The following is a 21,301-nucleotide window of genomic DNA, read 5'->3' as shown; positions in this document are numbered from 1 at the left end:
AATGAAGATATTGATGCTGGTCAGTTCCATGCACGCCGGGGGCGCCGAGCGCGTGGCCGCCACGCTGGTCAACGCCTGGGCCGAACGCGGTGACGATGTCACCCTGACGCCGACGTATTCGTCCAAGGGGACCTGCTTTTATCCCCTGTCGGACAAGGTCAAGCTGGACTGGCTAGCAGACCTGGCGGGCACCCGGGTGTCGGGTCCGCTGGCCGCATTCCGGCGCCTGTTGGCGCTGCGTCGGCATATCCGCGATACCCAGCCGGATGTCGTCGTGTCCTTTCTGACCAACGTCAATGTCGCCGCGATCCTGGCCACGCGCGGGTTGCGCGCGCCGCTGATCGTCTGCGAGCGTACCAACCCCGTGGCCGAGACCACCACGGGCACGGTGTGGCGCCGGCTGCGCCGCCTGCTGTATCCGCGCGCGGACATGGTGACGGTGCAGGCAGCCGACACGGCTGGCCCGTTTTCGCGCCAGGTGCCAGGCATCAAACGCCTGGCGGTCATTCCCAACCCCTTGCCCGCGCCCCTGCTGGATGCGCCGCTGGTGATGCAGACCGATGACGGCTCGCCGCGTACGCTCCTGGCGATGGGGCGCCTGGTGACCGACAAGCAGTTCGACCTGCTGATCGATGTCTTTGCGCAGCTGGCGCCCGATTTCCCCGACTGGAACCTGCGCATCTGGGGCGAAGGCCCCGAGCGCGGCGCGCTTGAGCAGCAGGTCGCGCAGCTGGGCCTGCAATCGCGCGTCGAACTGCCTGGCCGTACCGAAACACCGTGGGAAGAACTGGCTCGTGGCCAGGCCTTCGTGCTGAGTTCGCTGGTGGAAGGGTTTCCCAATGTGCTGCTGGAATCCATGGCGCTGGGCTTGCCCTGCGCCGCGTTCGATTGCCCCAGCGGCCCGCGCGAAATGACCCGCGACGGCCAGGATGCCTTGCTGGTGCCTGCCGGGGACCGCGACGCCTTGCGCGAGGCGCTGCGGCGCCTGTTGAGCGATCCGGTGCTGCGCCAGCAGATGGGCGTGCGCGCCGCGGCTGCCGTGCGGCAGCGCTATGCGCTGGCCAGCGTGCTGTCCGAATGGGATGAATTGTTCGAAGCCGTAAGGGAAGGGCGATGACCCAAGCCGCATTGCGCGTCCTGCATGTGATCACCGGCCTGGGGCAGGGCGGTGCGGAATCCGTGCTGTGGCGCCTGGCCACCTATCCGGATCAGGCCGTCGAACACGTGGTGGTGTCGCTGACCGATGACGGTGTGTACGGCGAACGGTTGCGTGCGGCGGGCGTCGCCGTGCATACGCTGGGCATGCCGCGCGGCCGTATCACGCTGGGCGGCTTCATGGCGTTGCGCCGGCTGATCGCGCAGACCCAGCCGCAGGCCGTGCAGACCTGGATGTACCACGCCGACCTGATCGGCGGCGTCGCGGCCCGCCTGGCCGGCGTGCGCGCGATTGCCTGGGGCATCCGCAATTCGGGTGCGCACCTTGAGCGCAGCAGCCGTTCGGCGCGCATGGTGTTGCGCGCGTGCGCGGCGCTGTCGGGCGTTTTGCCGCGCGCCATCGTCTGCGCCGCGCAGAACGCCGCCGAACGCCATGCCGCCAAGGGCTACCGGCGCGATCGCATGGTGGTGATCTCCAATGGCTATGACCTGTCGCGCTACGCCCCGGACCCGGCAGCGCGCGAACGCGTGCGGGCCCAATGGGGCCTGGCTGGCGACGTGCCGGTGATTGGCTGCGTGGCCCGCTGGGACCCGCTGAAAGACCATGCCAACCTGCTGCGTGCCGTGGCCGCGCTGGTGCGCGATGGCCGGGATGCCGGCCTGCGCTGCGTGCTGGTGGGGCGCGGCATGACCGCGGACAACTCGGACCTGATGGCGCTGGTCGACAAGCTGAATCTGCGCGACCGGCTGGTGCTGGCCGGCCCCAGCGACGACGTACCCGCCGTGATGAACGGGCTGGACCTGCACGTGCTGTCCAGCTGCGCGGAGGGCTTCCCCAATGTGGTGGCCGAAGCCATGGCCTGCGGCGTCTATTGCGTGGCGACCGACGTGGGCGATGCCGCCTACATCATCGGCGAGACCGGCGTGGTGGTGCCGCCCGAGCAGCCCGAGGCGCTGGCGCGCGGCATCGAATCCGGCCTGCGTGAAGTGGCTTCGCGCGGTCAGGGGCGTGCGGGCGAAGCCGGACGGGCCCGGGTGCTGGAAAACTTCGACCTGGCGCGCATGGTGCAATGCTACATCGCGGTCTGGCGCCGCATTTCCGGAGCGCCGGCATGAGCGCCGCCCGTCGTTTGCTGTTCGTCGTCAACAACCCCGCGTTCTTCATGTCGCACCGGGTGCCGCTGGCGCTGGCCGCGCAGCGCGCCGGCTACGACGTGCATGTGGCCACGATGGACGGCCCCGCGGTGGCGGATATCCAGGCGCTGGGCATGACGCACCACGCCATTCCCATGACGCGCAGCGGCAAGCATCCGTTGCAGGAGCTGGGCACGCTGATGGCGCTGCTGCGGCTGTTCCGCCGCTTGCGGCCGCAGGTCGTGCACCTGGTGACCATCAAGCCGGTCCTGTATGGCGGCATCGCCGCGCGCCTGGCTCGCGTGCCGGGCATGGTCGCGGCGATCTCCGGGCTGGGGTTCGTGTTCCTGTCCAATTCACTCAAGATGCGGCTGGTGCGCGCCGTGGTGGCGCGGCTGTACCGCATCGCGCTGGGGCACCCCAACAGCCGCGTGATTTTCCAGAACGCCAGCGACCGCGACATGCTCAAGTCGCTGGGGGCGGTGCGTGACGAACAGGTGGTGCTGATCCGCGGCGCCGGGGTGGACCTGAACGACTACCGGGCGCAGCCCGAACCTGCCACCCCGCCCGTGGTGGCGACCATGGTGGCGCGGTTGCTGCGCGACAAGGGCGTGCAGGAATTCGTGCAGGCCGCCAGGCTGCTGCGCGAGCGCGGCGTGCCCGTGACGATGCGCCTGGTGGGCGGCGTGGACGCCGGCAATCCCGCATCGGCCACCCAGGCCGAGGTGGACGCCTGGCAACGCGAGGGGTGTGTCGAGGCACTGGGCGAGCGCTCGGATGTGCCGCAGCTGTATGCGGCCTCGCACATCGCGGTGCTGCCGTCGTATCGCGAGGGCCTGCCCAAGTCGTTGATCGAAGCTGCTGCGTGCGGCCGCGCCGTGGTGACCACCGATGTGCCCGGTTGCCGCGATGCGATCGATCCGGATAAGACTGGGCTGCTCGTGCCGGTGCGCGACCCGCAGGCGCTGGCCGACGCGATTGCCCGCCTGGCTGGCGATCCGGCGTTGCGGCAGGCCATGGGCGCGGCTGGCAGGGCCTTGGCCGAGCGTGAGTTCAACATCGAACGCGTCGCCCGAATCCACGTGGACCTGTACGACACGCTCAGCGCGTAGCGTACCGGCGGGCCTGCGCGCGGCGCCGTCGGACGCCGCCAGGCCTGGATCCTAGCCGCCCAGCGCGGCGCCATCGCGGCGTGGGTCTGCCGCGCCATCCAGCCCTTGCGGCGTCACGCGGATCGCGGCGGCGCCGCTTTTCATTTCAACCTGCTCGATCTTGTGGCCCTGCGCGGCCAGTTGTGCCGCCGATTCGAGCGGCACGCGGTCTTTTTCGACCTGGCTGCGGCCGGTGTTGCCCGCGACGTGCGGCAGCGCCAGCGCATCGGCCGGGCGCAGGCCCCAGGCCAGCGTACCCACCACGGCCTGCGCGATGTAATCGACGATGTAGCCGCCGCCGGCCGACCCCGTGACCAGCACCAGCTTGCCGTCGTGGTCGAACACCATGGTGGGTGCCATCGACGTTACCGGCCGCTTGTTGGGCGCCATGGCATTGGGCGCATCCTTGCCGTGGCTTGACGAGAAGTTGGTCAGCGCGTTGTTCAGGAAGAAGCCATGCGGCATCAGCCAGGAACCGAAGTTCAGGTTGATGGTGGTGGTCATGGACAAGGCGTTGCCATGGGCATCGACGATGGCGACCTGGCTGGTCTCGGTGGTGCCGGGGGCTTCGGCGCCGGCCGGCGCCGGCACGCCCGCGAATACGCCGGGGCGCGGGTGCACGGCCGCCTTGCCGGACAGCAGGGCGGCGCGCTGATCGACATAGGCAGGCGAGATCAACTGGCGCACGGGCGCCTTGATCTGGTCGGGATCGCCGATGTAGGCCAGCCGGTCGGCGCGGGCGATACGAGCCGTATCGATGAGCAGATGGTCGGCCGCGGTCGAGCCGGGCGCCAGCGTGTCGATGCGGCGCTGCGACAGCATGCCCAGTTGCTGCAAGACCGAGACGCCGCCAAAGCTGGGGGGCGGAAAGGTGCAGACCTTCCAGGACAGGAACGGGCCGCAGATCGGCGTGCGTTCGGCCGGGCGATAGGCGGCCAGGTCCTGGGCCTGGATCAGGCTGGGATACTTGCCGGCGCCGGTCACGGCCAGGATGTCGGCGGTGAGCGCGCCCTGGTTGATGGCTTCGGGGTCGGCCGCGACCTTGCGGAGCGCGTCGGCCAGCAGCGGGTTGCGCACCGTGGCGCCCACCGGCAGCAGTTGCCCCTGGGCGTCGTAGAACACGCCTCGAACGGCGGGGTTCTCGGCCAGTTGCGGCAAGCGCTGCAGGCTGTCGTGCAGGTAGGGCGACATCGGGAAGCCGTCTTCGGCGCTGTGGATGCCGGCCTGGAACAGGCTGGCCCAGGGCAGCTTGCCGTAGCGCTGATGCGCCAAGGCCATCACGCGCACGGTGCCCGGTATGCCCACCGGCCGGCCAAAACGCGCAACGTCTTTCAAGGGCAGGGTGTCGCCATTGACGTCGGTGCGCAGGCTGGGGGTGGTTCGCGCCGGCGCGGCGGCCAGGCCATCCAGCGCCGACAGGGTGGCGTTGCCCTGATCCCACACCAGCATGAGCGAACCGCCGCCCAGGCCCGAGGATTGCGGCTCGACCACGGTCAGCACCATCTGCACGGCGATGGCCGCGTCGACCACGCTGCCACCGCGTTTCAGGGCATCCAGGCCCGCGGCGGCGGCCAGCGGATTGGCGGCGGCGACCATGCCCGAGGCAGTTTGCGCCTGGGCACTGACTGCGGCGGCGGTCAGCGCCAGGGCGGCGAGGAACCGGGAGGTGCTGCGAACTGGCGACGGCATGGGACGCTCCGGAAAGGACGACGGGCCATTATTGGCCCGTCGTTCCACGCTGTCCATAGGGGCGCCCGCAGGGGCGGCGTCAGTTGCGGCGCGAGATGGCGTCGATCCAGAATCGGGTGGAAGGGTCCTGGGGGGCGGCCTGCGAGGCAGGCGCGTCCAGTTCGCGGATGATGTTCTTGGCCAGCGCCTTGCCGAATTCCACGCCCCATTGATCGAAGGGGTTGATGCCCCAGATCACGCCCTGCGTGAAGACCTTGTGCTCGTACAGCGCCAACAGCGCGCCCAGCGTATAGGCCTCGAGGCGGGGCAGCACGATCAGCGAAGACGGCCGCCCGCCCGGGTGCACTTTGTGCTGCGCCAGCACACGCGCCTTGGTCGGATCTTTCTCGGTGAGCGAGGTTTCAGCCAGTGCATCGTCGAACGATTTGCCGCGCAGCAACGCGGCGCGCTGGGCCAGGCAATTGGCGATCAGCAGTTCGTGGTGGCGTGCGTAGTCGTGGTCGGGCTGTTCGCACAGGATGAAATCCACCGGCGCGCCGGTGGTCTCCTGGTGCAGCCATTGGAAGAAGGTGTGCTGGCAATCGGTGCCCGACATGCCCCATACCGCTGGCCCGGTCGGGACGCCCGCTGCACTGCCATCGGCCGTGGCGACCTTGCCCAGGGATTCCATTTCGAGCTGCTGCGCCCATGGCACGATGTGGTACAGGCGCGAGTCGTATGGCGAAATGACCAGCGAGTCGTAGCCCAGCACGCTGCGGTTGACGACGCCGGCCAGCGCCAGTTGCAGGGGCGCGTTCTCGGCGAAGGGGGCGTGACGGAAGTGGTCGTCCATGGCGGCAGCGCCGGCCAGCAACTGGTCGAACGCATCATTGCCCAGGGCCAGCGCCACGGGCAGGCCGATGGCGGACCAGAGCGAATAGCGGCCGCCCACCCAGTCCCAGATCTGGAAGATATGGTCGGGCGAGATGCCCAGGTTGAGCGCCGCTTCGACGTTGGCGGTAATGGCGACGACCTGCTTGATCGGGTCGGCCACGCCAGCATCGCGCAGCCAGTTCATGGCGACTTCGGCGTTGGCCAGCGGCTCGGTGGTGGTGAAGGACTTGGACGCGACGATGACCAGCGTGTTGTGCGGATCGAGCCGGCTCATGGCGTCGGCGACGGAGTGCGAGTCGACGTTGGACGCGAATCGCACTTCACGCCGGGCGGCACCGTAGCGCAGGGCGCGCGTGACCAGACGGGGCCCCCAGTCGCTGCCGCCGATGCCCAGGTGCAGTACGCAGGTGTACCGCTTGGCGGCGTCTGCCTCGCGCACGAACTGACGCACGCGTTCGCGCTCAGCCAGGACGGCGCCGGCGACCAGGGCCGGCGGCTGCGATGCGCGCAGGGCGGTGTGCCAGGCAGGGCGCTGCTCGGTCCAGTTGGCGTTGCCGCCGTCGAACAGTTGGGCGCGCGCCGCCTCGAATCCTTGCTGCGTCAGCAAGGATTGCGCGGCTTGCGCAAGCTCGGGCGAATGCGCTTGCGCGCTCAGGTCCAGGCGCAGCCCGGGGGCGTTGATCAGGCGGAGATGCTCGCCATCCAGGTTGGCGTGTTTGGCAGCGGCGGTGAATTGCTGCCATGCGGGACTGTTGGACAGTGACATGGTCAGTCTAGAAGGGCAAAGTTGCATCGGGAGCGAGTTTAGCCAGTTCTCGGCGGAAATCACCCTGGATTCGGGCCAGCGCCTCGGCGGTCTGTGCCTCGAAACGCAGGACCACGACCGGCGTGGTGTTGGACGGCCGCGCCAGGCCAAAGCCGTCAGCGTATTCCGCCCGTACGCCGTCGATAGTGATGACGCGCGCCGCGCCGGGGAATTGGCCTTGCTCTTGCAATGCCTGCACCAGCGCGAAAGGCTGGCCTTCTTCCATTTCCAGTTTCAGTTCGGGCGTGGAAACGTCTTGCGGCAAGGCTTCCAGCGGCGCGCCGGCGTCGGCAAAGCGAGACACGATCTCGAGCAGGCGGGCGCCGGTGTAGAGGCCGTCGTCAAAGCCGTACCAGCGTTCCTTGAAGAAGATATGGCCGCTCATTTCGCCGGCCAGCGGCGCACCGGTTTCGGCCAGTTTGGCCTTGACCAGCGAGTGGCCGGTCTTCCACATCAGCGGTTCGCCGCCCGCGGCCTGCACCGACAGGCCCACGTGCCGGCTGCACTTGACGTCATAGATGATGGTGGCGCCGGGATTGCGCTCGAGCACGTCGCGGGCGAACAGCACCAGTTGGCGGTCCGGCCAGATGATCTGGCCCGATTTGGTGACCACGCCGAGGCGGTCGCCGTCGCCGTCGAAAGCCAGGCCCAGCTCGCAGTCGGTCGTGGCCAGGCAGTGGATCAGGTCCTGCAGGTTTTTGGGCTCGGCCGGATCGGGATGATGGTTGGGGAAGGTGCCGTCGACTTCGCAGAACAGTTCGGTGACTTCACAGCCCAGGGCGCGGAACAGCTGCGGTGCGATGGCACCGGCCACGCCGTTGCCGCAGTCGATGGCGATCTTCATGGGGCGGGCCAGCTTGACGCCCGAGGCCACGCGCGCAATGTAGGACGCGACCAGGTCCAGCTCGCGGCGCACGCCGGGCCGTGCGGCCGGGGCGGCCGGGGCGCCATTCATGGTGCGGGCCAGGGCCTGCACGTCTTCGCCGTACAGCGCGCGTCCGCCCATCATCATCTTGAAGCCGTTGTACTTGGGCGGATTGTGGCTGCCGGTGATGGCGACGCCCGAGCCGGTCTGCATGGTGTTCGCGGCGAAATAGACCAGCGGCGTGGGGACCTGGCCGATATCCAGGGTGTCGACGCCGCCTTCCAGCATGCCTTCCTGCAGCGCCTGCGACAGCATTTCGCTGCTCAGGCGGCCGTCGCGGCCCACCACCAGCGTCTGGATGCCTTGTGCCTGTGCAAGCGCGGCCAGCGCCACGCCCAGCGAGCGGGCGAAGCGGGCATCGATCAGATCCGGGACGGTGCCGCGGATGTCATAGGCCTTGAATACCGAGGCGGGAAATTGCGTGTTGTCGGCCACGACGGTTCCTTATTCTAGTAACGATACTGGCATGCAGCTGGCAGGCCCCGCCGGGGATGCCGGGGCAGGTTCTGCTGGTTAACCCCTAGGCCGGTCGGGCCGGCAAGGCGGGGTGAAAAGAAGGATTATCCCCCATTGGGGCGGGGCGCATCATCCGGCGGCCGCCGTAGGACGTCAAGGGCCTTGCGCGGCGACCGAACTTGCTCGTCATCCGAAGGTGATACGCTTGCCATGCAAGCAGAAAGACCGGAGGGGCCATGGGAGCCAAAGTATCCACAGTCATGTCATCGGGCGGCGCCAGGCGCAGGCGGGGGCCGCCCACGGACTTCGCCGGCCCCGCCGCCGGGCGGGAGCGCCGGCTCGACATCCACGTGTTCGTTTCGCCCGAGGGCGAGCTGGCGACCGGCCGGGCCTGGGAACGCTGCGTCTGGCGCGATGCCCGGGTGCTGATCGCCGAATGCCCGGCGCCGCACCTGCCGTCCTCCATTGAAAGCGCGCTGCGCGCCATAGCGGCCAGCGTCGCACGCGACCTGGCCTGGCAAGGCATGGGCACCGTGGCCTTTTCGCTGGACGACCGCAGCGGCGTCTTTCGCGTGATCTGCGCCGAATCAACGCCCCGTTCCGGGGCGGCAGTGGCCGATTTCGAACCGGTCGCCGCGCATGCACTGGAAGTGCGCATCGACGGCTGCGCCGAGCGTCGCAAGCCCTGCACCCGCCTGCTGGTGTGCGGCGCCACGCGCGGCGAGGCCCTGCGCCGCGCGTACCGCGCATTGTCTGAAATGCCCGGCCCCGCCGGCGTGGACCGGGCGTTCCTGATGAATCGCATCGCGTCGCGGGCCTACTGCACGGGCCTGACGGGCACCCGGCTGGACCAGGCCCTAGGGCGGGCCGGGCGGGCGGCCTGGGCGCCGCAGCCTCTACAATAGGCCGTATATCCCTTGAACAGCGCCCGGGCGCGGCCCGGCGCGATTTCCTGTGCGGCGCCTATGAATTTGCTGAGCGATTTGCAGTCCCTCCTGGGCGCGTCCCATGTGCTGACCGGCGCGGACGCCGATTCCTACGTGCTGGACTGGCGCCGGCGCTATCGGGGCGCGGCGCTGGCGGTGATCCGCCCGGGGTCCGCCCAGGAAGTGGCTGATGCCATCAAGCTGTGCGCCCGCCACGGCGTGCCGGTGGTGCCGCAGGGCGGCAACACCGGCCTGTGCGGCGGCGCCACGCCCGACGACTCCGGCAACGCCGTGGTGCTGTCCACCGCCCGCCTGACCCGGGTGCGCGCGCTGGACACCGACAACGACACCATCACGGTGGAAGCCGGCTGCATCCTGCAAGCGGTGCAAGAGGCCGCGGCCAACGCGGGCCGCCTGTTCCCGCTGAGTCTCGCGGCCGAAGGCAGCTGCACCATCGGCGGCAACCTGGCCACCAATGCCGGCGGCACGCAGGTGCTGCGCTACGGCAACACGCGCGACCTGACCCTGGGGCTGGAAGTCGTGACGGCCGAAGGCGAGATCTGGGACGGGCTGCGTGGCCTGCGCAAGGACAACACCGGCTATGACCTGCGCGATCTGTACATCGGTAGCGAGGGCACGCTGGGCATCATCACCGCGGCCACACTCAAGCTGTTTCCGCGGCCGGTCGCCTCGTGTACGGCGCTGCTCACGCTGGACAGCATCGACAACGCGGTGGAATTGCTGTCACGCGCCCGCGCCGGATTTGGCGCGGCGCTGACCGGCTTCGAATTGATGAGCGGCGATTGCCTGCAGGCGGTGGTGCGGCTGTTTCCGCAACAGCGCTTGCCTTTCGACGGTGAATCCGCCGCGTCGCCCTGGTTCGCGCTGCTGGAACTGTCCGACAGCGAAAGCGAGACCCATGCGCGCGAGCGCTTTGAAACCGTGCTGGGCGATGCCATCGAAGCCGGCCTGGTGAACGACGCGGCCATCGCCGCCAATGTGGCGCAGAGCAAGGCGCTGTGGCACCTGCGCGAGAGCATCCCGCTGGCCGAGGCCGAGCTGGGCAAGTCCGTCAAGCACGACGTGTCGATTCCCATTTCCGGCATCGCCGGTTTCGTGCACAAGACCAATGCATTGCTGCAGGCGCGCTTTCCGGGCGTGCGGCACGTGATCTTCGGCCATCTGGGCGACGGCAACCTGCATTACAACGTGGCCAACGCCCCGGGCCAGACCGAAGCCGAGCTGCTGGCGCTGCAAAGCGAGATCTACGGCGTGGTGCACGACAGCGTGCATGGCCACGCGGGGTCGATCAGCGCCGAGCATGGCGTCGGCCAGCTCAAGCGCGACGAGCTGCCGCGTTACAAGAGTCCGGTCGAGCTGGCGCTGATGCGACGCATCAAGCGCGCGCTCGACCCGCAAGGCCTGATGAATCCCGGCAAGGTGCTGCAAGCCTGACGCGGGACGCTCAACCTTTCTTTCCATGGGGAATGCAAACATGGCGGCCAGTCCCGCAGCGGGTGCGAATCAGCGGATCCTGATCGTCGAAGACGATCACATCATCGCCGGCAACCTGTACACCTTCCTGGAAGCGCGCAAGTTCCTGCCGGACGTGGCCTACAGCGGTCCGGCCGCGCTCAAGCGCCTGCAAGAGCAGCGTTTCGACGCGATGATCCTGGACATCGGCCTGCCCGGCATGGACGGCAACGCGGTGCTGCACGCCTTGCGCAACGAGAAACGCCTGCCGCTGCCGGTGCTGGTGCTGACCGCGCGTGACAGCCTGGAAGACAAGCTGGCCGGTTTTTCGCATGGCGCCGACGACTACCTGACCAAGCCGTTCGCGCTGCTGGAGGTCGAAGCCCGCCTGCTGGCCCTGATCCAGCGCGCCAAGGGCTCCACCGTCGACACGGTGCGGGTGTTCGGCGACCTGCAATACGACACGCGCAGCCGCATGGTGTCCATCGCCGGCAAGCCGGTGCATCTGACGCGCAAAGCGACCATCATTCTTGAAGCGCTGCTGCGCGATCCGGGCCGGGTGGTGTCGCGCGAAGAACTCGAAGCGCAGCTGTGGGGCAGCGAGCCGCCGTCTTCCGATGCCTTGCGCAGCCAGGTTCACCTGCTGCGCCGCGCACTGGCCGATGCCGGCTTCGATGGCATCGAAACGCTGCATGGCACCGGCTGGCGGCTGGTGGCGAGCGGAGCGGCCGCATGAGTCGGCCCTCGACAGGGGCTGGCACCCTGACTCAACGCGTGGTGTGGGCGCTGACGGGCACCGTGGCGCTTTTCGTCACGGCGCTGGCGCTGCTGGCCTACCTGACGTTCGACCAGATGGAAGACGATCTGGTCAACGACATCCTCAACACCGAAATGGACCGGCTGGTGCAGCACGCGCGCACCAGCGACCAGTTCCTGCCGCGCCGCGGCGCCCGCGAGCTGGGCGGGTCCATGCGCGCCTGGCTCAGCGTCGATGGCCAGCCGCCCATCGGCATGCCTGAAGAAATCCGCGGGCTGGACAACGGCCTGCACCTGATCGAACCCGGCGCCTATACCTGGCATGTGATGGTGGCCGAAACCGGCACCGGCAAGGTTTATCTGCTGTACGACGCGACCGACAACGAAGAGCGGGTGCACGATTTCGGCCTGATCGTCCTGGGCGTGGGGGCCATCTGCGTAGTGGGGGCCTACGCCCTGTCGCGGCGGGTGGCGGCGGTGGCGGTGGGGCCATTGCTGGACCTGACCGACCGATTGTCGACCTGGGCGCCGGGGGCGCCCGACCTGGCGGTGACCCGCGACGACGAGGCGGGCCGGCTGATCGAAGCCTTCAACCGGGTGCAGAATCAGGTCGACCGGTCGATCGCGCGCGAACGCGAATTTGCCGGCAATCTCAGCCACGAGGTCCGTACTCCGCTTGCGGCCATCCGGTCCGACAGCGAACTGATGTTGCTGACCCAGGAACTGACTCCGGACCAACGCCAGCGGCTGACGCGGGTGGTGGATAACGTCGACGACGTCATCGTGTGCCTGGAAAGCGCGCGCGCCATGGCTCGCGACCAGATGCGGCCGCCAGAACCTGTCGACCTGGGCGAATGCATGCTGGATGCCTGGCGGGGGTATGAAACGCAGGCCGGCCTGGCCGAACTGCGCTTTGACAACCGCATCGAGCCCGACCACATCCGCATCCTGGACCGCTACGCGCTGCTGACCGTGCTGCGCAATCTGGTCCGCAATGCCGTCGAGCATGCCGCGCCGGCCACCCTGACGGCCAGCCTGGACGCTGACGGCGCCTTGCTGCTCAGCGACGACGGCAAGGGCATTGCGGCGGATGACCTGCCGTTTCTGTTCCGCCGTTACTACAGCGGACGAATGCGCGATTCGGGCACGGCCGGACGCGACGAGACGGCGCGTGGCCTGGGGCTGGCGATTGCCAAGCGCGTATGCGACATGCAGGGCTGGACGCTGACGGTCGATTCCGCTCGCGAGGGCGAGCAGCGCGGCACGCGCTTCACGTTGCGGCTGGAAACAGCCACTGCCACGGCCTGAACGGATGGCGTGAACCGGGCGTGCGAATTTGACGAATTTTCGACTATCGCACGCCTAAGCTGTCCGCTCCGGCCGACCGCCACCGCACCGCCTCCTACATGTCCCCGTTATCCCTGCCTGCGGCCACCCGGCCGACGCCAGCTGCCTATTTCTTCACGCACGTCCTGGGCGTGACCCTGATCCTGGCCTGCCTGGCCTGGTGGGCGAACGCCTCCGGGCTGGACCTGGCGATCGGGCGGGCGCTGTTCAGCCCGGCGCTGGACGATTTTCCGTTGCACTCGAACCGGTGGCTGGAACTGGTCGGGCACCGCATGGTGCTGGCCCTGCCCATCGGCATCGGGCTGGGTGCGGTGGCAGTGGCCGCCGCCAGCTACCGCATTCCGGCCTGGCGACCCCTGCGGGGCCCGGCCTTGGCCATTGCCCTGACCTGCCTGGTGGGGCAACTGCTGGTCAACCAGCTCAAGCACTACACCACCTTGCCGCGGCCCTACGACCTGGACACGCTGGGCGGCTACACGCCGTATCCGACGTCATGGTGGACCTGGGACCGCACCAAGGCCGGCGGCGCCTTGCCCAGCGGCCATGCCGGCGCCGGTTATTCCATGCTGGCTCTGTACTTCGCCGGCTGGGCCGCGGGTCGACCGAACTGGCGCTGGGGCGGGTTGGCGGTAGGGATTACCGCCGGGGTGGGGTTTTCGGTCGTGCGCATCCTGCAAGGCGCGCACTTCCTGAGCCAGACGCTCTGGTCCGCGGCCTTGATGTGGCTGCTGGCCGCGCTGTTCTTCTGGCCGGTGCTGCGGGGACGGAACGCTGGCGGACCGTCCCCGGTGGCGACGGTTCAGTTGAGCAGCACGCCGGGCAGCCATAGCGAGAACGCGGGCACGTAGGTCACCAGCCCCAGGGCCGCGATCAGCGCCCCGTAGAAGGGCCAGATCGTCCGCATCACCGTGCCCACCGAAACGCCGCCGATGGCGCAGCCCACGAACTGGGTGGTGCCTACCGGCGGCGTGTTCAGCCCCAGGGCGCAGTTCAGCAGCATCACGATGCCAAACTGCACCGGCCCCATCCCGTACTGCATGCAGATCGGCAGGAAGATCGGCGTGCAGATCAGGATGGTGGCGGCCATGTCCAGGAAGGTCCCCAGCACGAACAGGATGACGTTGACCATCAGGAAGATGGCCCAGGGGCTGGTGGACACGGACGCCATCAGTTCGCCGGTCTTTTCGGCCACGCCGTAGAAGCTGATCAGGTAGCCGAAGGTGGCTGAAATGCCGATCAGCAGCAACACCACGCCCGTGGTCTTGACCGCCTTGCTGGCGGCGCGCACGAACTGGTCCCAGGTCAGCGAGCGGTAGACGAAGATGGTCAGCGCCAGCGCATACAGCACCGCCACCGCCGCCGATTCCGTCGCGGTGAACACGCCGCTCAGGATGCCCGCGATGATCAGCACCACCACGAACAGGCCCGGCGTCGCGGCGACCAGCGAGCGCCCGACGATGGCCCAGCCCGGAAACGTGCCTGCCGGGTAGCCGCGGCTGCGCGCCACGAAGTAGGCCGCGGCCAGGTTGCACAGCGTCAGGATCAGCGCGGGGATGACGCCTGCGGCGATCAGGGCGGCAATCGATACCTTGCCGCCCGCCGCCAGCGTATAGATGATGATGTTGTGGCTGGTGGGCATCAGCGCGCCGACCAGCGCCGCGTGGGTCGTGACGTTGACGGCGTAGTCGGCGTGGTAGCCCTCGCGTTTCATCATGGGGATCATCACTGAGCCCATTGCCGACACGTCCGCCACCGGCGAACCCGACACGCCGCCGAACAGCGTGCAGGCCACCACGTTGGACATGCCCAGGCCGCCGCGCACGTGCCCCACCAGCGATTTGGCGAAGGCCACGATGCGGTCGGCGATGCCGCCGTACAGCATCAGTTCGCCGGTGAAGATGAAGAACGGGATGGCCAGGAACGAGAACGCGTTCATGCCCGAGGTCATCTGCTGGAAGGCGACCGCCAGCGGCAGGTCTTCATACATGATGGCCGTGATGGACGACAGGCCGATGGCGAAGGCCACCGGCACGCCGATCACCAGAAAGCCCATGAAGGTGAATGAGAGTAGGGTCAGCGCCATGCCGGTACCACCTTCTGGTTGCGCAGCAGGGCGATGACGTGCTCGATGGAAAAGAGCGCAATCAGCGTGCCGGACAGGGCCGCGGGGATGTATTTCCAGCCGTTGGAGATGCCCAGGTTGGGAATCTTGTAGGGCCACACGGACTCGGCGAGCAGGGCGCAGTTCCAGGCCATCAGCACGCCGAACAACAGCACCAGCAGGTGGATGAATATCTTCAGGCGCCGCTGGCCGGCCGCGGGCAATGCGTCCACCAGCGATTCGAAGCCGATGTGGCCGGCATCGCGCACGCCGACCGCCGCGCCCAGCATGGTGACGTACAGCACCAGCAGCAAGGCCAGGCTTTCAGCCCAGGTGGGCGTGCTGTTGAGCACGTGGCGGCCGAAGATCTGCAGCGACACGGCGATGATCAGGCAGACCAGCCCGAACACGCTGGTCCACATGCACAGGCGCGCCAGCCGGGCGCAGGCGCGGGTGTAGGCGTCCAGCGGGGCAGCCAGGGCATGCGCCCGGCCCCCCGCCGCGACATCCGGGTCATTCGTGGAGGTAGCCAACATGATGTTCCCTTACTGGACGGCCTGGATCTTGGCGACCAGGTCTTTCATGTCGGGGGTGGTGACGTAGCGGTCATAGACCGGCTTCATCGCCGCCTGGAACGAGGCCTTGTCGACCTCGACGATCTGCGAGCCGGCCTTCTCGACCACGGCGCGGGATTTCTGTTCGCGCTCGTCCCACAGCTTGCGCATGTAGGGCACCGATTCGCGCGCGGCCTCGCGCAGGATCTTCTGGTCGTCGGCCGACAGCTTGTCCCATTGCCGCTTCGAGAAGATCAGCATCTCGGGCGTCATGGTGTGGTCGGTCATCGCGTAGTACTTGGCCACCTCGTAGTGGTGCGCGCTTTCATAGCTGGGGTAGTTGTTTTCGGCCGCGTCCACCAGCCCGGTCTTGAGCGAGGTATAGACCTCGCCCATCGGCATCGGCGTGGCGTTGCCGCCCATGGCTTCGACCATGGCGACCGACAGGTCCGACTGCTGCACCCGGATCTTCAAGCCCTTGGCGTCGGCCAGCGTCTTGATCGGCTTGTTGCGCGTGTACATCGAGCGCGAGCCGCTGTCGTACCACGCCAGGCCCACGAAGCCGGCCGATTCGCACGACCGCAGGATCTGCTCGCCAATGTCGCTGTCCAGCACCTTGTGCAGGTGGTCCTTGGAGCGGAACAGGAACGGCAGCGACGGCACCCGCGTGGTCTGGCAGATGTTGTGCATGGCGGCGCTGGACACACGCGCCATGGCCAGCGCGCCCATCTTCACTTGTTCGATCGAATCGTCTTCGTTGCCCAATGCGCCGCCTGCGTACACCTTGACGGTGATGCGGCCATTAGTGCGTTGCCTGACCAGTTCGCCGAATTGGCGCACGGCCTGCACGGTGGGGTAATCGTCGGGGTGGATGTCCGCAGAGCGCAGCTCGGCGGCATGGGTGGCGGGAATCAGCGTCAGCAAGGCAGCCGCTGCCAGAATGGCGCGGGTCAGGGTCGGGGCAAGCATGTCTACCTCCGGTAGGGAGTACGGCGTTTCGTTGAGGGCCCGTGGGACCCCGAAGCTCTTTGAGATGTCGGACCTGCCTACTACACGTGCATGGGCGCAAGGCCTGCGCCGCGGTCGGGTGCTAGCCGGTGCTTGCGGTTTCCTCCAGACCCCGCGCGCCGGGGCGCAGAGCAAACACGGCGCCCGCGGCCGAGCCGGGGGCGGCGTCCGCGGGGCGGATGGATGTGACGAACAGGACGTCCAGGTCCGGCCCGCCGAAGGCGCACATCGCGACCCGCGGGGCGGGCACGTCGACGCTGCGGTCCAGCCGGCCGTCCGGCGTGTAGCGGTAGATGCGGCCCGCTTCGTTGCCGCAGATCCAGTAGCCGCCGTCGGCGTCCACCGCCGCGCCGTCGGGCCGGCCCGCGGGCAGCTTCGGGATGAACACGCGGCGGTTGCTCGGCACGCCGGTGTCGGTGTCGTAGTCGTAGGCCCAGATCACCTGCCGCGCGGGATGCGAATCGGACAGGTACAGCGTGCGGCCGTCGGGGCTGAAGGCCAGGCCGTTGGGCACGATCAGGTCATCGACGACGGCTTGCAGCACGTCGCCGCCGTCATGCCGATACAGGCGGCCGGCGTGGCTGGCCAGGCGCATGTCCATGACCATGGTGCCGGCCCAGAAGCGGCCCTGGCGGTCGCAGCGCCCGTCGTTGAAGCGCATGCCTGGCGATCCATGGCGCACGCGGGCCAGCGGCTGCGGCAGGCAGGGCTGCCCAGCGGCCAGCGGGCCGCAGGTATACAGGCCGTCTTCCATGGCCAGCAGCCAGCCCTTGCCGCGCGGCGCGATGCAGCCGGCCATCTGCGGCAGGGCCCAGTGGTCGATGGCGCCGCTGCCCGGCGTCCAGCGCCAGAGCGCGCGGCCAGGGATGTCGGTCCAATAGAAGGATTGGTCGGCGGCGCGCCAGACCGGGCTTTCGCCCACGCCGCAGAGCTGGGTGCCGATGCGTTCAGCGGAGGTCGCCATGGCGCGGGCGGGAATCAGCGGGGCGGAAAGGGGAAGGGGCCGGCCTTGACGAATGCGCCGCCCTGGTAGCGGGCGGCGGGGTCGTCGGCGGGCAAGGGCGGTTGGGCTTCGACCTGGGCGCGGAAGGATTCGGACGAATCCTTGGGCGCGAAACCCAGCGCGGCGGCGCGGGCGTTGTCCCACCAGCTGTCGCGGTTGGCCGAGGCGCCGTAGGCGATCAGGTGGCCGACGGCCGGCGTGAAGAGGGATCGCACCACCAGGTCGGTCAGGTCGTCGTAGCTGAGCCAGGTGACCATCATGCGGCGATCCTTCGGCTCGGGAAACGACGAGCCGATACGCAGGCAGACGGTCTCGATGCCGTAGCGGTCGTAGTAGAAGCGCGACAGGTTTTCGCCGTAGGCTTTGCTCAGGCCGTAGTAGCCGTCGGGGCGCAGCGGCACGTCGGCATCCAGCTGCGCGCCCTGTTCGTAGAAGCCGATGACGTGGTTGGAGCTGGCAAACACCACGCGCTGCACGCCATGGACGCGGGCGGCTTCGTAGACGTGGTACACGCCCTGGATGTTGGCCGGCAGGATTTCTTCGAAAGAACGTTCCACGGAAACGCCGCCCAGGTGCACAATGGCGTCGACGCCGCGCACCAGTTCGGAAACGGCGGCGGCATCGGCCAGGTCGCAGGGGATGACTTCCTCGCCAGGGCCGGCAGGTGCCAGCGCCGCCACGTCGGATACCCGCAGCACGTCGGCATAGGCTTTCAAGCGTGGCCGCAGTACCTTGCCCAGGTTGCCGGCCGCGCCGGTCAATAGCAGGCGATGGCAACGCGGGACAGCGGGCATGCGGTCGACAACTTGGCTCATGGCGCAACACTCGGTGGATGGCGCAGTGGAGAGGACGTATCTGGTACGTTATCGTACAACCTGTCCAAAGTATAATAAGCACGAATTTTTGCAGTCAAGCTCCACGCAACCGCTTTCGGATAATCCCTGATGAACGCTCCTGTCGATACTCCCGTCTTGCCGCAGCGTCGTCCCCGAAACCTGGCCCAGGGCCTGGTCGAAAGCATTTCCGAACGCATCCGCGGCGGCGAGATCCGCCCGGGCGACAAGCTGCCCACGGAATCGGAGATCATGCGGCTGTTCGGCGTCAGCCGCACCGTCGTGCGTGAAGCCCTGTCGCGGTTGCAGGCCTCGGGCCTGGTCGAAACCCACCATGGCGTCGGCACCTACGCCCTGGAACCGAGCGGCGGCGGCGATTTCCGCGTGGACCCGGCCGACATCGCCACCGTGCGCGATGTACTGGTGCTGCTGGAACTGCGCATCTGCCTCGAAAGCGAAGCCGCGGGTCTTGCCGCGATACGCCGCAGCGACGCCCAACTGGCCGACATGCGCCGCGCGCTGGATGCCTTCAAGAGCGCGCTGGACAGCGGCGGCGACACCATCACCCCCGACTTCCAGTTCCACCTGCTGGTGTCCCAAGCCACCGACAACCGCTATTTCGCCGACCTGATGTCGCACCTGGGCTCGGCCATCATTCCCCGCACCCGCATCAACTCGGCCAAATTCGCCCACGAAGACCGCCCCGCCTACCTGGCCCGCGTCAACCTGGAACACGAAGACATCTACAGCGCCATCGTCCGCCAGGACGCCGAAGCCGCCCGCGCCGCGATGCGCACTCACCTGAGCAACAGCCGCGAGCGCTTGCGCAAGGTGCAGTAACGACGACGGGCTGCCTTCCCCAGGGCCAGCATTAGACGAAATATGACGTCATACAACGGTTACCCTGGCTCGGTAAAAATTCAACCGCCGTTCACCGCCGTCGTCTCCGTCAAACCGCGTTAATCTTGGCCGTTTTCATTCACCGGACGGCAAGGCATGGTTTGGCTCGGTCATCGTAGCGACGCATCAACGCAAGGGCTTGGCAGCCGCCAGGGGAGGGCCGCCGCATGCGCCGCCTGACACTTCGGTTCATCCTGTCCGTCCTGGTCCTGCTGACCCTCAGCCGGCTGGGCCTGGCGCTGTGGATGTGGGACCGCGTCGAGGCCGCTGGCGGCCTGTGGCCCGTGTTGTTCGGCGGCCTGCGCATCGACGTCTGCCTGTTGTCCATGGTGATCGCGCTGCCCGCGGTGTTCTCGCCGTGGTTCGGCCACCGCGCCTGGGGCGCCCGTGTGACTGCCTGGTGGTTCCGCATCTGGTGGATGCTGTACGTGCTGCTGGAAGTCTCCACGCCGCAATTCATCGCCGAATACGACACCCGGCCCAACCGCCTGTACTTCATCTACCTGCTCAACCCGAAGGAAGTCGGTTCGATGCTGTGGCAGGGCTACAAGGGTGTGCTGCTCGCCGCCGCCATCGTGCTGATCCTGGCGGCCTGGCTGGCGGTCAAGCTGTTCCCGACACGCGTACGCGACCCGTTCATGGCATGGTGGAAGCGCCCGGTGGCGACGCTGGTCATCCTGGCCCTGGTGGTGCTGGGCGCACGCGGCACGCTGGAACACCGCCCCATCAACCCGGCCAAGGTGGCGTTCAGTTCCGACGCGATGGTCAATTCGCTGGCCCTGAACTCGCTGTACAGCGTGTTCGACGCCGCCTACCGCATGCGCGACGAGCGCTCGTCGGCCGCGATGTACCCGAAGATGCCGGTGGACGAAATGAACGCCATCGTGCGCGAAAAAGCCGGCCTGTCCGGCCCGCCGCTGGACCCGCGCTACCCCAGCCTGCACGAACAGAAAGCCACCGTGCGCCGCGACAAGCCGCTGAACGTGGTGATCATCCTGCAGGAAAGCCTGGGCGCCCAATACGTCGGCAGCCTGGGCGGCAAGGACCTGACGCCCAACATCGATCGCCTGGCCAAGGACGGCTGGATGTTCCACCGCGCCTACGCCACCGGCACCCGCTCGGTACGCGGCATCGAAGCCGTGACGGCCGGCTTTTTGCCCAGTGTGGCCGACGCCGTGGTCAAACTGCCACGCTCGCAGACCGGCTTCTTCACGCTGGCGCAAGTGCTGGGCAAGCACGGCTATCACTCACGTTTTGTCTACGGTGGCGAATCGCATTTCGACAATATGCGAGCATTCTTCCTGGGCAACGGCTTCAACGAAGTCATTGACCGCCCGAAGTTCGTGAACCCGGTGTTCGAAGGCTCGTGGGGCGCTTCCGACGAAGACATGTTCAACCAGGTCGACCGCCTGCTGCGCGAAGACGGCGACAAGCCCGTCTTCACGCTGGCGTTCTCGGTCAGCAACCACTCGCCTTGGGAATACCCCACTGGCCGCATCCAGCCGGTGGGCGACCCGGCCAGCGTGGACAACACGGTGCGCTACGCAGACTGGGCGCTGGGCCAATTCTTCGACAAGGCCCGCCAGGCCCCGTACTGGAACAACACGGTATTCCTGGTGATCGCCGACCACGATTCCCGTGTCTACGGTTCGATCCCGGTCCCGGTGCGCCACTTCCAGATCCCCGCGCTGATCCTGGGCGCCGGCATCACCCCCCGCCAGGACGACCGCATCGTGAGCCAGATCGACATGGCGCCGACGCTGCTGTCATTGATCGGCCTGGACAACGTGAATCCGATGCTGGGCGCAGATCTGACGCAACGAGATCCGAATCGTGCGCTGATGCAGTACGCGGATAACTTCGGATATTTGCGTGGCGACAAGCTGTTGGTTCTGGAACCTTCGAAGGCACCAAAAGAATATCGGTATGAGGCGGCGCCGGTGGGGCGTGATGAAATCTACGAACCTGTTGAGCCGGCAGACGATGCGCTTGTGAAAGAAGCTTTGGCGCATGGATTGTGGGGGAGTTGGGTTTACCGGGAAGAGAAGTACCGGTTGCCTTAATTAGGGCTTGAGTATTGGGTTCTTAAGTCGCGCTTGGCGGTGTCGGTGTGGGGTGGGCGGGGCTACGATTGCGGGCCTATCCGGGATTTTGTGGGCGGGGCATATCATGAGGACTAAAGATCATGGATATGCCGATGAAGAAGAAACGT

Annotated in this window: 18 protein-coding genes; 10 read left to right on the top strand and 8 right to left on the bottom strand. The window is 67.6% G+C overall.

Features of this window, described 5'->3' with window-relative positions:
* Position 1 precedes the first annotated feature (1 nt).
* The 3 genes from AC3WMR_RS22420 to AC3WMR_RS22410 are packed head-to-tail and all read left to right on the top strand — an operon-like array spanning position 2 to position 3,401.
* A complete protein-coding gene (locus tag AC3WMR_RS22420) occupies positions 2–1,117 on the top strand; it encodes a glycosyltransferase family 4 protein (RefSeq protein ID WP_492265182.1) in 1,116 nt (371 codons plus the stop codon).
* Positions 1,114–2,271, top strand: coding sequence for a glycosyltransferase family 4 protein (locus tag AC3WMR_RS22415; protein ID WP_492265183.1), 1,158 nt, complete (start codon positions 1,114–1,116; stop codon positions 2,269–2,271). The genes AC3WMR_RS22420 and AC3WMR_RS22415 overlap by 4 nt, the downstream gene beginning before the upstream one ends.
* Positions 2,268–3,401 carry a glycosyltransferase family 4 protein gene (locus AC3WMR_RS22410; RefSeq protein WP_175217443.1) on the top strand — a complete coding sequence of 378 codons (1,134 nt, stop codon included), beginning with the start codon at positions 2,268–2,270 and terminating at the stop codon, positions 3,399–3,401. Before AC3WMR_RS22415 ends, AC3WMR_RS22410 begins: the two co-directional genes overlap by 4 nt.
* 51 nt (positions 3,402–3,452) lie before the next feature.
* On the opposite strand, the gene AC3WMR_RS22405 is transcribed toward AC3WMR_RS22410, so the two are convergent.
* From AC3WMR_RS22405 to AC3WMR_RS22395, 3 genes are all read right to left on the bottom strand, one after another.
* Positions 3,453–5,129 (bottom strand): gamma-glutamyltransferase family protein, encoded by a 1,677-nt coding sequence (locus AC3WMR_RS22405; protein WP_492265184.1) that lies wholly within the window; start codon positions 5,127–5,129, stop codon positions 3,453–3,455.
* Between the two features lie 79 nt (positions 5,130–5,208).
* Positions 5,209–6,768, bottom strand: a complete 1,560-nt coding sequence (gene pgi / locus AC3WMR_RS22400; RefSeq protein WP_492265185.1) for a glucose-6-phosphate isomerase — start codon at positions 6,766–6,768, stop codon at positions 5,209–5,211.
* Between the two features lie 7 nt (positions 6,769–6,775).
* On the bottom strand, positions 6,776–8,167 hold the full coding sequence (locus AC3WMR_RS22395; protein ID WP_492265186.1) for a phosphomannomutase/phosphoglucomutase: 1,392 nt from the start codon (positions 8,165–8,167) through the stop codon (positions 6,776–6,778).
* 257 nt (positions 8,168–8,424) lie between these two features.
* Between AC3WMR_RS22395 and AC3WMR_RS22390 the strand changes: the two genes are divergently transcribed.
* From AC3WMR_RS22390 to AC3WMR_RS22370, 5 genes are all read left to right on the top strand, one after another.
* Complete coding sequence (locus AC3WMR_RS22390) at positions 8,425–9,093, top strand: BPTD_3102 family carboxylase-like protein (protein WP_492265187.1); 669 nt, start codon at positions 8,425–8,427, stop codon at positions 9,091–9,093.
* A 60-nt stretch (positions 9,094–9,153) separates the two neighbouring features.
* Entirely contained in the window at positions 9,154–10,569 is a 1,416-nt protein-coding gene (locus AC3WMR_RS22385) for an FAD-binding oxidoreductase (protein ID WP_492265188.1), read from the top strand.
* 40 nt (positions 10,570–10,609) lie between these two features.
* A complete protein-coding gene (locus tag AC3WMR_RS22380; RefSeq protein WP_492265189.1) occupies positions 10,610–11,323 on the top strand; it encodes a response regulator transcription factor in 714 nt (237 codons plus the stop codon).
* Entirely contained in the window at positions 11,320–12,651 is a 1,332-nt protein-coding gene (locus AC3WMR_RS22375) for a sensor histidine kinase (protein WP_492265190.1), read from the top strand. The genes AC3WMR_RS22380 and AC3WMR_RS22375 overlap by 4 nt, the downstream gene beginning before the upstream one ends.
* A 98-nt stretch (positions 12,652–12,749) precedes the next feature.
* Positions 12,750–13,538 carry a phosphatase PAP2 family protein gene (locus tag AC3WMR_RS22370; RefSeq protein WP_492265191.1) on the top strand — a complete coding sequence of 263 codons (789 nt, stop codon included), beginning with the start codon at positions 12,750–12,752 and terminating at the stop codon, positions 13,536–13,538.
* Here the strand turns inward: AC3WMR_RS22370 and AC3WMR_RS22365 are convergent.
* The 5 genes from AC3WMR_RS22365 to AC3WMR_RS22345 all read right to left on the bottom strand — a co-directional run bounded on the left by AC3WMR_RS22365 (position 13,490) and on the right by AC3WMR_RS22345 (position 18,171).
* Positions 13,490–14,773 (bottom strand): TRAP transporter large permease, encoded by a 1,284-nt coding sequence (locus AC3WMR_RS22365; protein WP_492265192.1) that lies wholly within the window; start codon positions 14,771–14,773, stop codon positions 13,490–13,492. The two genes, AC3WMR_RS22370 and AC3WMR_RS22365, sit on opposite strands and share 49 nt — an antisense overlap.
* On the bottom strand, positions 14,764–15,327 hold the full coding sequence (locus AC3WMR_RS22360; protein WP_492265193.1) for a TRAP transporter small permease: 564 nt from the start codon (positions 15,325–15,327) through the stop codon (positions 14,764–14,766). Before AC3WMR_RS22360 ends, AC3WMR_RS22365 begins: the two co-directional genes overlap by 10 nt.
* 9 nt (positions 15,328–15,336) lie before the next feature.
* Positions 15,337–16,314 carry a TRAP transporter substrate-binding protein gene (locus AC3WMR_RS22355; RefSeq protein ID WP_492265194.1) on the bottom strand — a complete coding sequence of 326 codons (978 nt, stop codon included), beginning with the start codon at positions 16,312–16,314 and terminating at the stop codon, positions 15,337–15,339.
* Positions 16,315–16,435: 121 nt separating this feature from the next.
* Positions 16,436–17,317, bottom strand: coding sequence for an SMP-30/gluconolactonase/LRE family protein (locus tag AC3WMR_RS22350; RefSeq protein ID WP_492265195.1), 882 nt, complete (start codon positions 17,315–17,317; stop codon positions 16,436–16,438).
* 14 nt (positions 17,318–17,331) lie between these two features.
* Positions 17,332–18,171: an NAD-dependent epimerase/dehydratase family protein gene (locus AC3WMR_RS22345; protein ID WP_492265196.1), complete on the bottom strand. Its 840-nt coding sequence runs from the start codon at positions 18,169–18,171 to the stop codon at positions 17,332–17,334.
* A gap of 129 nt (positions 18,172–18,300) precedes the next feature.
* Here AC3WMR_RS22345 and AC3WMR_RS22340 point away from each other — a divergent pair, with 129 nt between their 5' ends.
* Complete coding sequence (locus AC3WMR_RS22340) at positions 18,301–19,029, top strand: FadR/GntR family transcriptional regulator (RefSeq protein WP_492265197.1); 729 nt, start codon at positions 18,301–18,303, stop codon at positions 19,027–19,029.
* 227 nt (positions 19,030–19,256) lie between these two features.
* Entirely contained in the window at positions 19,257–21,152 is a 1,896-nt protein-coding gene (locus AC3WMR_RS22335; protein ID WP_492265198.1) for an LTA synthase family protein, read from the top strand.
* The last annotated feature ends 149 nt before the right edge of the window (positions 21,153–21,301 follow it).

It is taken from the genome of Achromobacter sp. FW305-C-28 (assembly GCF_058783235.1).
This window is presented reverse-complemented; position numbering and strand designations above follow the sequence as displayed.

What these genes read in the sequence shown, in the direction of transcription:
- AC3WMR_RS22385 (WP_492265188.1), top strand. Translation starts at nt 9,154, where the DNA reads ATGAATTTGCTGAGCGATTTGCAGTCCCTCCTGGGCGCGTCCCATGTG.
- AC3WMR_RS22360 (WP_492265193.1), bottom strand. Translation starts at nt 15,327, where the DNA reads ATGTTGGCTACCTCCACGAATGACCCGGATGTCGCGGCGGGGGGCCGG.
- AC3WMR_RS22370 (WP_492265191.1), top strand. Translation starts at nt 12,750, where the DNA reads ATGTCCCCGTTATCCCTGCCTGCGGCCACCCGGCCGACGCCAGCTGCC.
- AC3WMR_RS22390 (WP_492265187.1), top strand. Translation starts at nt 8,425, where the DNA reads ATGGGAGCCAAAGTATCCACAGTCATGTCATCGGGCGGCGCCAGGCGC.
- AC3WMR_RS22420 (WP_492265182.1), top strand. Translation starts at nt 2, where the DNA reads ATGAAGATATTGATGCTGGTCAGTTCCATGCACGCCGGGGGCGCCGAG.
- AC3WMR_RS22350 (WP_492265195.1), bottom strand. Translation starts at nt 17,317, where the DNA reads ATGGCGACCTCCGCTGAACGCATCGGCACCCAGCTCTGCGGCGTGGGC.
- AC3WMR_RS22365 (WP_492265192.1), bottom strand. Translation starts at nt 14,773, where the DNA reads ATGGCGCTGACCCTACTCTCATTCACCTTCATGGGCTTTCTGGTGATC.
- AC3WMR_RS22380 (WP_492265189.1), top strand. Translation starts at nt 10,610, where the DNA reads ATGGCGGCCAGTCCCGCAGCGGGTGCGAATCAGCGGATCCTGATCGTC.
- AC3WMR_RS22410 (WP_175217443.1), top strand. Translation starts at nt 2,268, where the DNA reads ATGAGCGCCGCCCGTCGTTTGCTGTTCGTCGTCAACAACCCCGCGTTC.
- AC3WMR_RS22335 (WP_492265198.1), top strand. Translation starts at nt 19,257, where the DNA reads ATGCGCCGCCTGACACTTCGGTTCATCCTGTCCGTCCTGGTCCTGCTG.
- AC3WMR_RS22375 (WP_492265190.1), top strand. Translation starts at nt 11,320, where the DNA reads ATGAGTCGGCCCTCGACAGGGGCTGGCACCCTGACTCAACGCGTGGTG.
- AC3WMR_RS22405 (WP_492265184.1), bottom strand. Translation starts at nt 5,129, where the DNA reads ATGCCGTCGCCAGTTCGCAGCACCTCCCGGTTCCTCGCCGCCCTGGCG.
- AC3WMR_RS22340 (WP_492265197.1), top strand. Translation starts at nt 18,301, where the DNA reads ATGAACGCTCCTGTCGATACTCCCGTCTTGCCGCAGCGTCGTCCCCGA.
- pgi (WP_492265185.1), bottom strand. Translation starts at nt 6,768, where the DNA reads ATGTCACTGTCCAACAGTCCCGCATGGCAGCAATTCACCGCCGCTGCC.
- AC3WMR_RS22345 (WP_492265196.1), bottom strand. Translation starts at nt 18,171, where the DNA reads ATGAGCCAAGTTGTCGACCGCATGCCCGCTGTCCCGCGTTGCCATCGC.
- AC3WMR_RS22355 (WP_492265194.1), bottom strand. Translation starts at nt 16,314, where the DNA reads ATGCTTGCCCCGACCCTGACCCGCGCCATTCTGGCAGCGGCTGCCTTG.
- AC3WMR_RS22415 (WP_492265183.1), top strand. Translation starts at nt 1,114, where the DNA reads ATGACCCAAGCCGCATTGCGCGTCCTGCATGTGATCACCGGCCTGGGG.